Origin of the sequence: Kitasatospora sp. NPDC048296, from assembly GCF_043201815.1 — a bacterium.
Classification (GTDB): domain Bacteria; phylum Actinomycetota; class Actinomycetes; order Streptomycetales; family Streptomycetaceae; genus Kitasatospora.
The window spans coordinates 3601-16172 of the sequence record NZ_JBICZB010000075.1 but is presented as its reverse complement, the minus strand read 5'-3'; the positions used below and the strand labels follow the sequence as shown (position 1 = coordinate 16172).

General features: G+C 70.0%; 12 protein-coding genes. 6 read left to right on the top strand and 6 right to left on the bottom strand.

What is annotated here, in order from left to right:
* Positions 1-157: 157 nt before the first annotated feature.
* Complete coding sequence (locus ACGF12_RS31695) at positions 158-1417, bottom strand: alpha/beta hydrolase-fold protein (RefSeq protein ID WP_393037698.1); 1260 nt, start codon at positions 1415-1417, stop codon at positions 158-160.
* 555 nt (positions 1418-1972) lie between these two features.
* Between ACGF12_RS31695 and ACGF12_RS31690 the strand changes: the two genes are divergently transcribed.
* From ACGF12_RS31690 to ACGF12_RS31675, 4 genes are all read left to right on the top strand, one after another.
* Entirely contained in the window at positions 1973-3121 is a 1149-nt protein-coding gene (locus tag ACGF12_RS31690; RefSeq protein WP_393037695.1) for a nucleotide disphospho-sugar-binding domain-containing protein, read from the top strand.
* 343 nt (positions 3122-3464) lie between these two features.
* On the top strand, positions 3465-3995 hold the full coding sequence (locus ACGF12_RS31685) for a hypothetical protein (protein WP_393037692.1): 531 nt from the start codon (positions 3465-3467) through the stop codon (positions 3993-3995).
* A 64-nt stretch (positions 3996-4059) separates the two neighbouring features.
* Entirely contained in the window at positions 4060-4581 is a 522-nt protein-coding gene (locus tag ACGF12_RS31680) for a hypothetical protein (protein WP_393037689.1), read from the top strand.
* Complete coding sequence (locus tag ACGF12_RS31675; protein ID WP_393037686.1) at positions 4566-5735, top strand: MAB_1171c family putative transporter; 1170 nt, start codon at positions 4566-4568, stop codon at positions 5733-5735. Before ACGF12_RS31680 ends, ACGF12_RS31675 begins: the two co-directional genes overlap by 16 nt.
* Positions 5736-5897: 162 nt before the next feature.
* Here the strand turns inward: ACGF12_RS31675 and ACGF12_RS31670 are convergent, their stop codons facing one another.
* From ACGF12_RS31670 to ACGF12_RS31660, 3 genes are all read right to left on the bottom strand, one after another.
* A complete protein-coding gene (locus ACGF12_RS31670; protein ID WP_393037683.1) occupies positions 5898-8057 on the bottom strand; it encodes a glycoside hydrolase domain-containing protein in 2160 nt (719 codons plus the stop codon).
* 104 nt (positions 8058-8161) lie between these two features.
* Positions 8162-9583 carry a CHAP domain-containing protein gene (locus ACGF12_RS31665; protein WP_393037679.1) on the bottom strand — a complete coding sequence of 474 codons (1422 nt, stop codon included), beginning with the start codon at positions 9581-9583 and terminating at the stop codon, positions 8162-8164.
* Positions 9584-9666: 83 nt separating this feature from the next.
* Complete coding sequence (locus ACGF12_RS31660) at positions 9667-10038, bottom strand: hypothetical protein (protein WP_393037676.1); 372 nt, start codon at positions 10036-10038, stop codon at positions 9667-9669.
* A gap of 187 nt (positions 10039-10225) precedes the next feature.
* Between ACGF12_RS31660 and ACGF12_RS31655 the strand changes: the two genes are divergently transcribed.
* Entirely contained in the window at positions 10226-10486 is a 261-nt protein-coding gene (locus ACGF12_RS31655) for a hypothetical protein (RefSeq protein ID WP_393037674.1), read from the top strand.
* A 95-nt stretch (positions 10487-10581) separates the two neighbouring features.
* On the opposite strand, the gene ACGF12_RS31650 is transcribed toward ACGF12_RS31655, so the two are convergent.
* Complete coding sequence (locus ACGF12_RS31650; RefSeq protein ID WP_393037672.1) at positions 10582-10866, bottom strand: hypothetical protein; 285 nt, start codon at positions 10864-10866, stop codon at positions 10582-10584.
* Positions 10857-11000 (bottom strand): hypothetical protein, encoded by a 144-nt coding sequence (locus ACGF12_RS31645; protein ID WP_393037670.1) that lies wholly within the window; start codon positions 10998-11000, stop codon positions 10857-10859. The genes ACGF12_RS31650 and ACGF12_RS31645 overlap by 10 nt, the downstream gene beginning before the upstream one ends.
* A 258-nt stretch (positions 11001-11258) precedes the next feature.
* Here ACGF12_RS31645 and ACGF12_RS31640 point away from each other — a divergent pair, with 258 nt between their 5' ends.
* Positions 11259-12227, top strand: a complete 969-nt coding sequence (locus ACGF12_RS31640) for a LuxR C-terminal-related transcriptional regulator (RefSeq protein ID WP_393037668.1) — start codon at positions 11259-11261, stop codon at positions 12225-12227.
* The last annotated feature ends 345 nt before the right edge of the window (positions 12228-12572 follow it).

The window sequence follows — 12572 nt, the reverse complement described above, 5'->3', positions numbered from 1 at the left end:
CAAGGCTTTCCCTGGTGGCGGGCGGGTGCGGTCCCATCCACGATGCGTATCCGGGCCGTACGCGGAGGGTGCGCGGTGCGCGTCCGGCCGGGACGGAATCCGGACGGAATCCGGACCCGGCCGTTACGGGGGAGGGGCCGCCGGGGACGGCCGTCCGCTACGGGTGGGTCCCCGGGACGCCGAGCTGCTGGGCGAGCCAGGGCAGGGCCTGGGTGAAGGTGGCGGCGCCGGTCTGCCAGGAGTGCTTGCCGGAGCCGACGGAGCTGGTGGTGCGGATGCCGTCCTTCTTGGCGGCCGCCTCCAGGGCCTTGGCGGACTCGATCTGGCCGTGCTCCTCGTCGCCCTGGCCGAAGTAGCCGGAGACGCCCTGGTACTTGGGGTGGTGGGCGAGCACGGTCAGCGGGTCGTGGGCCGCCCAGGCCGCGGCGTCGCCGCCGTACAGCTCCTGGACGGTGTGGTCCTTGTCCCCGATGTACGGGCCCTTGTCGCCGGAGAAGTCGCCGAAGTGGGTGAAGAGGTTGGGGTGCTCGACGACCAGGTCGAGGGCGCAGGTGCCACCCATCGACCAGCCGGCCACGCCCCATTTGTGCGGGTCGGTGGCCGCGTTGAAGGTCTTCTGGACGAACGGCGGGACGTCCTTGACCAGGTGGCTCTCGGAGTTGCCGTGCGGGCCGTCCACGCACTCGGTGTCCACCCGGAAGCCGCCGGTGGCGTCCACGAAGACCAGGATCGGGGTGAAGCCGTTGTGCTTGGCGGCGAACTCGTCGGCGGTCTTCACCGCGTTGCCGGAGCGGATCCAGTTGTCGGGCGCCGCGAACTCGCCGCCGATCATCTCCAGCACCGGCAGCTTGGGCCGGTTCTGGCTGCGGAACCAGGCGGGCGGGAGGTAGACCAGCTCCTGGCGGTGGGTGAAGCCGCTCGCGGTGTCCGGGATGTCGACCTGGACGATGCGGCCGGTCCTGGTCTTGCCGTGGATCTTGGCGAGATCGGCCAGGGTGATCTGGTCCGGCAGCGGCTGGCCGCTGAGCTCGCCGATCGCGTCGTTGATCGTCGGGTAGTAGCCGGTGGCGATGTTCACGCTGTTCGCGGCGCAGAACAGCGCCAGCACGGCGGTCGGCGCCACCAGGGCCCGCCGCCACCACTTCGCGCCCCGCCAGCCGAAGCCCAGCACGCTGAACGCGGCGATCGCCACCCCGCTCCACAGCCACACGCCGAACGGGATCGGATCGGTGATCCCGGCCAGGGTGAGCACGCCGACGGCGAGGAGGGCGGTGATCGCCAGCGCCGTCCCGAGCGCGATCGGCCCCCATTTGCGCTGCCAGGTCCGGTCCCGCCAGCCCACCGCGGTCAGGAACAGGGCGAGGGCCGCGGCCTGGACCGTCCAGGGGAACCAGCCGTCGAGCAGGGAGACGTTCATGCGCGGAGGCTAGGTGGGGGAGATGAGAGGGGGGTTAGAGGCTGGGAGGCCGCTGGGCGCCGGCTGGGTGCCGGCTGGGAGGTCGCCCGGGGGCCGCTTGGAGGCTGTTGGGGGGTGCTCGGTGCGCGCTCGGCGCCGCCCGGGCGGGCGTGATCACGGCGAACTGCCGCGCAGCGCATGACCGTTAGCACACAGGCGCGACCGCATTTCAAGGGGCGCGACCCATGTCAAGCAAAAAGAAAGCCGACCGTCCATGAGGTGAACATCTGTCAAAAGGCACAAGTGCCCGGCCGGGGCGGGCCGTGGCAGGCTCATCCGCACAGTGACCTTCGGGGGGCAATTCACCGGCTCGACAGGGGCGACGTGGCCACAGCCGACATCGAGGTGGACCCGGATGTCCCGCGCGCGGCACGGAGCAGTGCGCAGGACAGCCGTACGCGGCGGAGACCGGTGGACGGAAAACCGGATCTCCCGACCCAGCCGACCGCGGACGGTCCCACCTCCCAGCACCTCGATCACGTGTGACCAAGAGCAACCATTTTCAGGAGGACCACTGTGCGAGTCCTGTTCACCGCCCCCGGGGCGGTCGGCCACATCTTCCCCGTGATCCCCACCGCGCTGGCCCTGCGGGCGGCCGGCCACGAGGTCCTGTTCGCCGGTCAGTCCCCGATCGCGAGCCTGCGCAACACCGGACTGCCCGTCGTCGAGGTCGGCGACGGCAGCACCCTCAGGGAGGCCTTCGCCCGCGCCCTCCCGGAGGACGTCCGCTTCGCCGACCAGGAGCGGACGGAGGAGCAGACGAATGAACTGAGCGCCCTCGGCTTCGCCGAGTTCAGCCGGTCGACCATCGACGGCCTGCTGAAGGTCGCGGAGGGCTGGCGGCCGGACATCATCGTGCACGAGTCCTTCCAGGGCGCCGCGCCGCTGGTGGCGGCCAAACTCGGCATACCCGCCGTGGCGCACAACTTCGGCGTGACCTCGGGCGGGGCGGCCGCTCGCCTGCGCCGACTGCTCGCCGACGACTACCGCGCACACGGGGTCGAGGCGACCGCTCCGGCCACCGTCCTGGACGTCGTGCCGGCTTCGCTCGGCGGGGACGGCGGGGGCTGGCGCGTGAGGTACGTCCCGTACAACGGCGGCGGGACGATCCCCGCCGACCTGATCGGGCGCGGCACCAGGCCACGGATCGCGGTGACGCTGGGCACGGTGTTCACCGAGTGGGAGGGCATCGCGCCCATCTCCCGGCTGATCGAGCAGGCAGGGGCGCTCGACGCCGAGATCCTGCTCGCCGTCGGCGACGAGGACCTCACGCCGCTCGGTACGCTGCCCGGCAACGTCCGGCCGCTGCCATGGGTGCCGCTGAGCCAGCTGCTCCAAGCCAGCGACGGCGTCGTCCACCACGGCGGCTCGGGCAGCATGATGACCGCCGCCTCGCTGGGCGTCCCCCAGCTGATCCTCCCCCAGGGCGCCGACAACTTCGCCAACGCCGCCGCCGGGCAGGCCAACGGCTTCGCGCTGGCCTCCAGCCTGGACGCCGTCGACACCGCCCTGCTCGACCGGCTGGTCACGGACGGTGCCCTGCGGAAGTCGGCCGCGGCCATGAAGGCGGAGATCGACGCCCTCCCGTCCCCTGCCGACCTGGTCGCGAACTTCGAAGAACTGGGCTCTTTCGGGGTGGGCACGGATCGGGTGACGGCCCGGTAGTCGGTAGGGGGTGAGAACGAACGAGGCTCCCGGGCGGCTGAGCGAGCTGTCTCGCGCCTCAACCAGTCGGCCAGGGAGGCTCGTTGGTCACCCGTCCTGCCGCGCTGGATCTGCCGCACGCGCTCACCGAGTGGACGGGCGGCTCCGCGTGGCACGCGGAGCCGCCCGGAGACTTCAGTGGTTGGCTGGGAAGTCGTCGGAGCGGATCCCGGCGATGGCTGATGGTCGGTGACAGCGAGACGGGCTCAACCCACACGCTGACCGCGTCGGGTCCTGCTACCGCCACCGCCGAGCGGGAACGCTGGGCGGTATCGTGGCAGGGCCCGAGGAGAGGGACATAGAGGTGAAGGCAGAGGCAACCGACGGACCGGGTGGGCCGAACCACTCGATGGACCGCGCCTCGGCGATCGCCCGTCGGCTGGAGCGGCTCATGGCCCGGGAGGCGGCCCGGTCGGGGGGACGTCCTCCGGCCTATCGGGAGCTCGCCGACCGGATCAACCGGCTGGCGGGCCGGGACGTGATCTCCCGGGACACGATCCGCAACCTCCACCTCGGCCTGAACCAGAAGGGCCAGGCCTCCAACCCCACCGTGGAGACGCTCGACTGGCTGGGCCGGGGCTTCGGAATCAGCGCCGGTGCGAGCTACTTCCTGGACGATGCCGTTGCCGGCGTGGTGGATGGGCAGCTCGATCAGTTGGAAAAGATCGGCGGACTGCGGCAGGCCCTCGGGAAGGACGAGGTGGTCAGTCTCGTCCAACGCGCCTCCGCGCTCTCGGACGGCAGCCTGCGAGTGCTCCTCACCCTCGCCGACAACCTCCGGAAGCTCGAACAGGACGCCGCAGGGCGGAAGGCGGGCCCGGCCGACAGGACATGAGTGGGGCACCTGACCCCTTGAGACCTGCTTCCGCCCGTGATGTTCGAAGGAAGACCCCGCCCCCATGGCGTTTCCGCGCGGCCTGCGCCGACGCTGCGAGCAGCGACTCGCCGGCCTGAGCCTGCCCGCCCCGTTCACAGTCGAGGGCTTCCGTGTCTCGCTGGAGCAAGAGCGCGGGCGGCCCATCGCCCTGGAGCCGCTGCCCGCCCTCGGCCCCGACCTGCCCTGCGGCCTGTGGATCGCGCTGCCCAGCATCGACGTCGTCTTCTACGAGGAACGCACCAGCCCGGCCCACCAGGACCTGATCAAGCTCCATGAACTCGGCCACGTCCTGTGCGGCCACACCGGGACCCTCGAGCTGTCCCGGCTGGCCGCGCTGCTGCCCGACCTGACGCCGGAGCTGATCGCCGAGGTCATGGGAGCGGGCCGGACCAGCTACGACACCTCCGACGAGCAGGAGGCCGAGATGATCGCCCTGCTGCTGGCCGACCTGGCCGGCCCGGCCACCGACCCGAGCCCTGCCTCCGGCCTCCTGGTCGAGAGCCTTCTGCACCCGATACGCCCACCCCGGTGGAGGAAGAACTGATGCGCCCGCTGTTCACCTGGCTGATGCCCGTACTCGCCTGGGGCGTCGTGCTGTGGCGGACGCCCTCGGCCTTCACCACCCGGGCCAACCGCTCGATCTGGGGTGCCTTCTCCGCGATCGCCGTCGCACTCACCGTCCGTCCGGCGGCCGTCGCGACCGCGTTGGCGGACGTCACCGGCATCCGGGACGTGACGCTGCTGATCAAACACCTCGCCGGGCTCGTCGCGGCGTACTTCGTGCTGGAGTACGTGCAGGCCGTCCGTCAGCGGCCGCATCGGCCCGGCACCGCCCGCGCCCGGCTGCTGTTCACCGGCGCCGCCGCCCTCGCCCTCACCCTGCTGTTCGTCCTCGTCCTCCCGCACGACTACGACGGCGCGTTCGGCATCGACGCACACTACGGCGATCCCGGGGTCCAGCTCTACCTGGCGGTGTTCAACACCGTCTTCGCGGTGGCCACCGCTCAGGCGGCCGTCATCTTCTGGTCCAACCGCGCGACCGTCCCACCCGGGCCGCTGCGCGTCGGGGTCACGTGCCTGGCCAGTGCCGGCGCCACCGGCTTCGTGTACACGCTCTACCGGGTCTACTTCGTCCTGAGCAGCGGCGACGCGACAAAGCTCGACGCGGACGGAAAGCCGGTGCCTCTCACCGACCCGGTCTGCGAGCTGCTGCCCGCCGTGATGATCGTCCTGTTCGTCCTCGGTGTCGCCATACCGCCCGTCCGGACCCTGGCCGGCTATCTGCGCGACCAGTACGCGCTGTGGCGGCTCCACCCGCTCTGGGTAGACGTCGTCGCAGCCGTCCCGCAGGTGGTGCTCGGCACCCCGAACAGCCGACTGCGTGACCTGCTGACCTTCGGCGACCGCTCCGTCGACCTCGCCCACCGGGCCTTCGCCATCCGGGACGCGGCGCTGGTCCTGCGGGAGGACACCCCGGCGCCCGAGGGAACCGTGGCGGTCGGCACGGACGAGGACCTCGCCCGGGTCGAAGCCCGCTGGCTGCGCACGGCCGTCCAGCACCGGGCACGGAACCTGCCCGCCCCCGCGCAGCCCGCCGTCCTCGCCACCACCGGAGGCCGCACCCCGCGCGAGGAGATCGCCTGGATGCTCGCCGTCGCGGCCTCGTACCGGGAACTCGGCGGCCACAAGCCCGCGTAGACGCGCTGCGACCCGCTCGCCGACCGGGCGTTCCGGTGGGCTGGTCAATGACGCACAACCACTACACCAGGTCAAGGGACACGACCTGGAACTGACGACGCCGGGTGGTATCGCATGTGCCGGAGCCCATTGGCTGGGCCCCGACACATGCCGTCAAGATGCTCAGCCGGTCAGGGCACCGGCGGAGATGGCGGTGATGTTTCCGTTGCCGTCGAGCTGGTTCGCGCCGGTCCAGGTGCCGTTCGTGTTGCGCTGGTTCTCGTAGACGTTGCCCCACAGCAGGGTCTGCAGGTGGAGAGTCCCGTCTGCCAGACCGGTACCGCTGATGGCGGTGATGTTTCCGTTGCCGTCGAGCTGGTTCGCGCCGGTCCAGGTGCCGTTCGTGTTGCGCTGGTTCTCGTAGACGTTGCCGGATACCAGCGTCTGCAGGTGGAGGGTCCCGTCCGTCAGCGCCTCACCCGCCATCGCGGTGACGTGACCGTTGCCGTCGAGCTGGTTCGCGCCGGTCCAGGTGCCGTCCGTGTTGCGCTGGTTCTCGTAGACGTTGCCGGATACCAGCGTCTGCAGGTGGAGAGTTCCGTCCGTCAGCGCCTCGGCCGCGAGACCGGTCACGTGACCGTTGCCGTCCAACAGCGCCGCACCCGTCCAACTGCCGTCAGGATTGCGCTGGTTCTCGTACACGTTGCCGCCGGTCACGGTCTGGACGTGCATCGTCCCGTCAGCCAGGCCCGTAGCCGCCAGAGCCGTGACGGAACCACTGCCGTCCACCAGACCCGCACCCGACCAGGAGCCATCACGGCTGCGCTGGTTGTCGTACACCTTCCCACCAGCCAGCGTCAGCACATGAAACGTGCCATCCGCCAGCGCAGCGGTCGCCGTCTGCGAGACCGTCCCATTGCCGTCGATCATGCTGGCACCGGTCCACGTACCATCCGTGTTCCGCTGGTTGTCCCACACATTGCCCGCCACCACCGTGTCCAGCCGCATCAACGAGGAGCGCACACCGGGCGCCGAACTGACGTCTAGGTAGTTGACGTCGATTTGCATCGAAACGCCCCCGTAGTTCTCGGTGACCTCGCCCCGGTACTGGTGGATGCGCTGATGGTTCGCCCAGTACGAGGACGGAACCACCGGATCGTTCGTGTCCGGTACTCCGTTCCAGCGGGCGTTCCAGATCGCGTCCGGCATGGTGTAGTTGTTCACGTTGTTGGCCAGGTCCTGGATGCCGGAGGAAGCACTGGAGTAGACGCCGGACCGGTAGCCCCGGGCGTGCAGCTCGGCGGTCCAGGCGGACAGGTAGCTCAGCACGGCTCCGCTGTAGCCCGGGGGGTAGTTCTCCATGTCGTCGTAGAGCGTTGAGCCCGGGCCGAAGCCGAGGGCGGCGGCCCGGTTGATCGCGTCGTCCGCCGAGGCGGTTCCCTGCCGCACCGGGTCCGTGATCGAACTCGCCTGCACACCCCCGTAGGCCGGCATGAAGCGCCATCCGGCAGCCGCCTGCTGCTGGACCCAGGCGGCTGTCAGATTCGTCTGGGGGCAGGCCAGTCGACCGCCGATGTAGATCCCCACGGCGCGGTAGGGCGAGGAGTTCATCCAGGCCGACATGGTGTTCGAACTCGGCGCGGTGCAGGTGTCGAAGCCGTAGCCCGTGTAGCCGGTATCGGCTGCACCGAGGGAGGTGGCCGAGACATCGGCCCTGGCCGAGGCGACAGCTTGGGGGTGGCGCGCGGCACCAGCGACCGGAGCCAGGCCGGCCTTCAGGAGGACGCCCTGGACCAGCGCGCGATCGCCGTCGTAGGGCGCGGTGACCGTGATGCGTGGCGCGGTGGCTTCGAGCTGGCCGGCCAGCGGGTCGTCCGTCGTGGCCGCGGCGGTGCCGGCATCGCCGCGGCTCTCGATCAGGAGCGCCTCGGTGCGTCCGGACGGATGGCTCGGGCAGTCCTGCGTCGTGCCCGGTGTACCGAGGTAGACGGCGTGCCGGTCGAACCGCACGCACGTGGTGGGGTTGCTCGCGAGGTCGACGACCGACCAGTCCTCGGGGACCTGGAAGTTGTATCCCAAGTAGGACACCGTCTTGGTCACGCCGCTGGTCGAGGCGTGCGCGGCGCCGGTCCCACAGGCGGTCGCCACCACCGTGACTCCGAGTGCTATGAGCGCGTTCAGCCGATTCGTACGTGGTCGGGTCGACAATGTTCGATCTCCTTGTGCGTGGTCGAGAGGCGGGGCTTTGCGACGGTCGGCTCGTCGCCGAGGGGTGGGCCCGAGTGGGTGGCAGGCAGGCAGGCCGGGCGTGGCGGACGGCGGGTGATGTGTGCCGTTCGCCACGCCCGGTTGTGGCGCTGCTGAGCTGCCTGGCGGGCATGCTGGACTCCGAACCGAGAGCGGGATCCCAAGGCCACTGCCCGGCCGGCTGGTTCAACTGCCGATGACTACTTGAGGAAGCCGGCGGCGGAGATGGCGGTGATGTTTCCGTTGCCGTCGAGCTGGTTCGCGCCGGTCCAGGTGCCGTTCGTGTTGCGCTGGTTCTCGTAGACGTTGCCCCACAGCAGGGTCTGCAGGTGGAGAGTCCCGTCTGCCAGACCGGTACCGCTGATGGCGGTGATGTTTCCGTTGCCGTCGAGCTGGTTCGCGCCGGTCCAGGTGCCGTTCGTGTTGCGCTGGTCCTCGTAGACGTTGCCGGATACCAGCGTCTGCAGGTGGAGGGTCCCGTCCGTCAGCGCCTCACCCGCCATCGCGGTGACGTGACCGTTGCCGTCGAGCTGGTTCGCGCCGGTCCAGGTGCCGTCCGTGTTGCGCTGGTTCTCGTAGACGTTGCCGGATACCAGCGTCTGCAGGTGGAGAGTTCCGTCCGTCAGCGCCTCGGCCGCGAGACCGGTCACGTGACCGTTGCCGTCCAACAGCGCCGCACCCGTCCAACTGCCGTCAGGGTTGCGCTGGTTCTCGTACACGTTGCCGCCGACCACGGTCTGGACGTGCATCGTCCCGTCGGCCATCCCGGTTGCTGCCAGGGCCGTGATGGAACCACTGCTGTCCACCAGACCCGCACCCGACCAGGAGCCATCACGGTTGCGCTGGTTGTCGTACACCTTCCCACCGGTCAGCGTCAGCACATGAAACGTGCCGTCCGCCAGCGCCGCGGTCGCCGTCTGCGAGATCGTCCCATTGCCGTCGATCATGCTGGCACCGGTCCACGTACCATCCGTGTTCCGCTGGTTGTCCCACGCATTGCCCGCCACCACCGTGTCAAGCCGCATCAACGAGGAGGTCTGCAGGCCGACCGGCCGGGCGAAGCCCTGGAGATTCACGGAGTAGCCGTGGTTGGTCCACTCGTTGGCGCCGACGTTGCCGGGCATGTGACTGTTGCGCGAGACGATGCCGCCAGACTGGTTTCCGCCGACCCAGTCGATCGTTCCATCGGAGTTGACCGCGGTGACGATGGCGACGTGGTCGTACTCGAAGCCGCTGTAGGAGTTCGGGTGGAAGAACACCGCGTCACCGACGTGCGGTGTCGAGGACAGCCCGCCGTCATAGTTGTCGGCGTAGGTCTTGAAGCTGGAGGCGAGGTCGTTGAGGCCGCCCAGGTTCTTCACACCGTTCTGGGCCCAGACCCACCCGGCGAAGTCGGCGCACCACGCCTGGCCGCTGCACGAGTTACTCTGACTGCTGCCCGGAGCGTAGTAGCCCTTGCCGCCGTTTCCGCAGGGGCCGCTGCCGAGCTGACTGGTTGCCGTCTTCGCTATTCCGTCCGCAGTGGCGGCCTGGGCCGCACCAGCCGTGAGGAGGCTCAGGCTCGCTGCGGCCAGTGCGGCGGCGACTCCCATTGAGCCAAGACGCTTGATGCTCAGTTGCATGTTTTTCCCTTTCGGATAGGCGAAAATGGAGCTGAACCGGGGAATGGTCTGGGTGGGTCGGGGAAGGGTGACAGCGCCCGCGATCAGCCGGCCGTCACACTGATGGGCTGGGTGGCACTCGCCAGCTGCCTGCCCTCGGCGTCAAGAACGTAGAAGAACGCCTGTGCCTGCTGAGGTCGCGATTCGGCGCCCAGTGACAGCCGGTAGCGAATCGTCAGCGTCCCCTTGGCGGGGATGCCGTACGACGTCGCGTTCGGGTCCGCCCCGATGGGAGCAGAGCCGGTGTTGGCCGCCGACGCCGACACCCAGCTACCGGTGGTCGAATCGAGTCGCAACAGCGTGCTTCGGGCTCCGCTTCCGGTGAGTTCGAACGCCGGGGCGACTGCGGCGATCGCCTTGTCGGAGCGGCTGGTGAGGGCGACGGAGAATTCGACCGGAGCTGCGCCAGCCTTCAAATCTGTTGGTAGATCAGAGATTTGAGCATCGATGCCAGCTGGTCGCGCACCCTCTGGGGTCGTCGGCGGGTTGCTCGGCGGCATGGCGGGTCGCGCGCCGGAAGCCGCTCCGGCGCTCGCCCTGGGAGCGGCAGGAGTCTTCGTAGGCATCGGCTGTTGCACCACACCACCGACCGTGGGGGTCGGCATGGACGGCGCCTCGGGCGATGGCGTCGCCGTGGGCGATGGCGCGGCCGTTGGCACCGGCGCGGTCGCCGAAGTCTCAACTCCGCTGCCCGTAGGGGGCGTGGCCCCGACAAGCGTGCTGGAGGCGGCGGCCGTGGGCGTGCCGGTCTCGGCCGCACCGCAACCGGTCACCACGGCTGCGGTGCAGAGGGCCAGGACCGCCGAAACAGCGGTGAAGGTCGATCGTCGAGTGCGTCCGGGCATGACGGCTCCCGTGGAATGAGAAGGGCAGGAAGGGAAGAAGAGACGGCCAGGCGTGGGTCCGCGATTAAAGTCGCCGAATGGCAGGCGGATACGCCTGGAGTCCAGGGCGAGGGATCAGCGGCGGTCCAGCGCGAAGCCGTGCGTGGAGAGCGGTCCGCTCACCCGGTCGATCAGTGCCCGCACCTGGGCCAGCGTGGCGGCCCGGGAGGCGGCCTGGACGAAGAAGTAGAGCTCCAGCCCCTGCCCGGCCGGCATGACGGTGAGGTGCTCAAGGCCATCGGACGGCCTGGCGTGAGCCCAGATCAGGTCCTCGACGAGTGGTCCGGCCGGTCCGGAGGGCGGGTTGACGTGCGATGGCTCCAGGCGGGCCATGACGACCCGGATCGTGCTCAGTCCCACCCGATGACCTGCGAGGACATGGCGGAGACGGCCTGGGCGCTGGCATCGGTTGCGGCGGAGGCCGCCGGGGCGACGGCGAGCAGGAGCAGAGCGGCGAGGGCGGCGGTGGCGATCGAGGAAGCAGTGCGGAGCACAGGGGTCCCCCAGAGAAGTCGATGGTGGTGTGGGCCGATGTGACCCTTTGTGGCTCTGGGGCCGGGGAGTTGCTCTCCCCGCTGTCCCGGTGAACACCATCCTGCTGGTCCGGCCCGCCCCGGGGAACGGTTTCGGGCTGTCACCAATGGGCCAGGCCGCTTGGTGCCACCTCCCAGGCTGACGATTATGATCGCCACCAGGGGGCTCGACGACACCGACTTGGAACTGGGGGGCGCACAGTGCTGGAAGCGTTCGGGTTGGACACCCACACGGAGGCTGTCTACCGGGAGATGCTGGAGAGGGCGCCCGGCGGCGTCGCCGAACTCGCGACACGGGCCGGAACGACCGAGCCGAGGGTGCGGGAAGCACTTGACCAGCTGGTCGGACTCGGCCTGCTGACCCCGTCCCGGGAGGCCGTCGGCGGGCTCCGCGCCGTCAGCCTGGAGGCGGGACTGGCACACCTGCTGCGCCGGCAGGAAGAGGAACTGGCCAGGCGTCACCATGCCCTTGCGGTCGGCAAGGCCGCAGCGGCCCGCGCCATCGCCGAGTACTCCGCCCAGACCCCCGAGACCGACCAGGACGGCAACGAACGCCTCGTCGGCCTCGACGCCATCCAGGGCCGTCTGGAGGTCCTCACTCGGCGGCTCCGCGAGGAGTGCCTGTCGATCATCCCGGGCGGCGCCCAGTCCGAGGCGAGCCTGGAGGCTTCACGGTCTCTGGACGAGCAGGCCCTGAACCGGCAGGTGCGGATGCGCGCCGTCTACCAGGACAGCGCCCGCAACGACCCGGCGACGCTCGCCTACGCCCAGTGGACCACCGAACGCGCTGGGGAGGTCCGCACCAGCCCCGTCCTGCCCGCCCGCCTCCTGATCTTCGACCGGACCACGGCCCTCGTTCCGATCGACCCGGACAACTCGCGCCTGGGCGCCCTCTGTACCACCTCCCCGGGCATCGTGGCCACGCTGGTCGCCCTCTTCGAGCAGACCTGGGAGGCAGCCGTTCCGCTGGGCGCGGCGCGCGGGCAGGCGCCGGAGGACGGGATCAGCCCGGGAGACCAGGAGCTGCTGAGGCTCTTGGCGTCGGGGATGACGGACGAGGCCGCGGGTAAACGCCTGGGTGTTTCGATGCGCACGGTGCGGCGGCAGATGGCGGCCCTGATGGAACGGCTCCAGGCCACGAGCAGGTTCGAGGCGGGCCTGAAGGCGGCCCGGCACGGCTGGCTTTGAGCCGACGCCGGCCCACCCGAGCCGCGAGTGACCCCGCCTTCAAATCACTGGTCCCTTTCAGGGCGGGCGCGGATCGGGTGACGGCCCGGTAGTCGGTAGGGGGTGAGAACGGACGAGGCTCCGGGGCGGTTGAGCGAGAGGTCTTATGTCTCGCTCAACCAGCCGGCCAGGGAGACTCGTTGGTCACCCATGCCGCCGCGCTGGATCTGCCGCACGAGCTCATCGAGTGGACGGGCGGGCCCCCCGGGGCCCCGGGGCGGCCCCGGGGGGCCTTGGGGACGTGGGGGGAGAACCATCACACACCCCCCCAGTGTGGTTCACCCAACCATACGGTTTGTGTGTGTG

What these genes read in the sequence shown, in the direction of transcription:
- ACGF12_RS31695 (WP_393037698.1), bottom strand. Translation starts at nt 1,417, where the DNA reads ATGAACGTCTCCCTGCTCGACGGCTGGTTCCCCTGGACGGTCCAGGCC.
- ACGF12_RS31680 (WP_393037689.1), top strand. Translation starts at nt 4,060, where the DNA reads ATGGCGTTTCCGCGCGGCCTGCGCCGACGCTGCGAGCAGCGACTCGCC.
- ACGF12_RS31665 (WP_393037679.1), bottom strand. Translation starts at nt 9,583, where the DNA reads ATGCAACTGAGCATCAAGCGTCTTGGCTCAATGGGAGTCGCCGCCGCA.
- ACGF12_RS31655 (WP_393037674.1), top strand. Translation starts at nt 10,226, where the DNA reads ATGGACGGCGCCTCGGGCGATGGCGTCGCCGTGGGCGATGGCGCGGCC.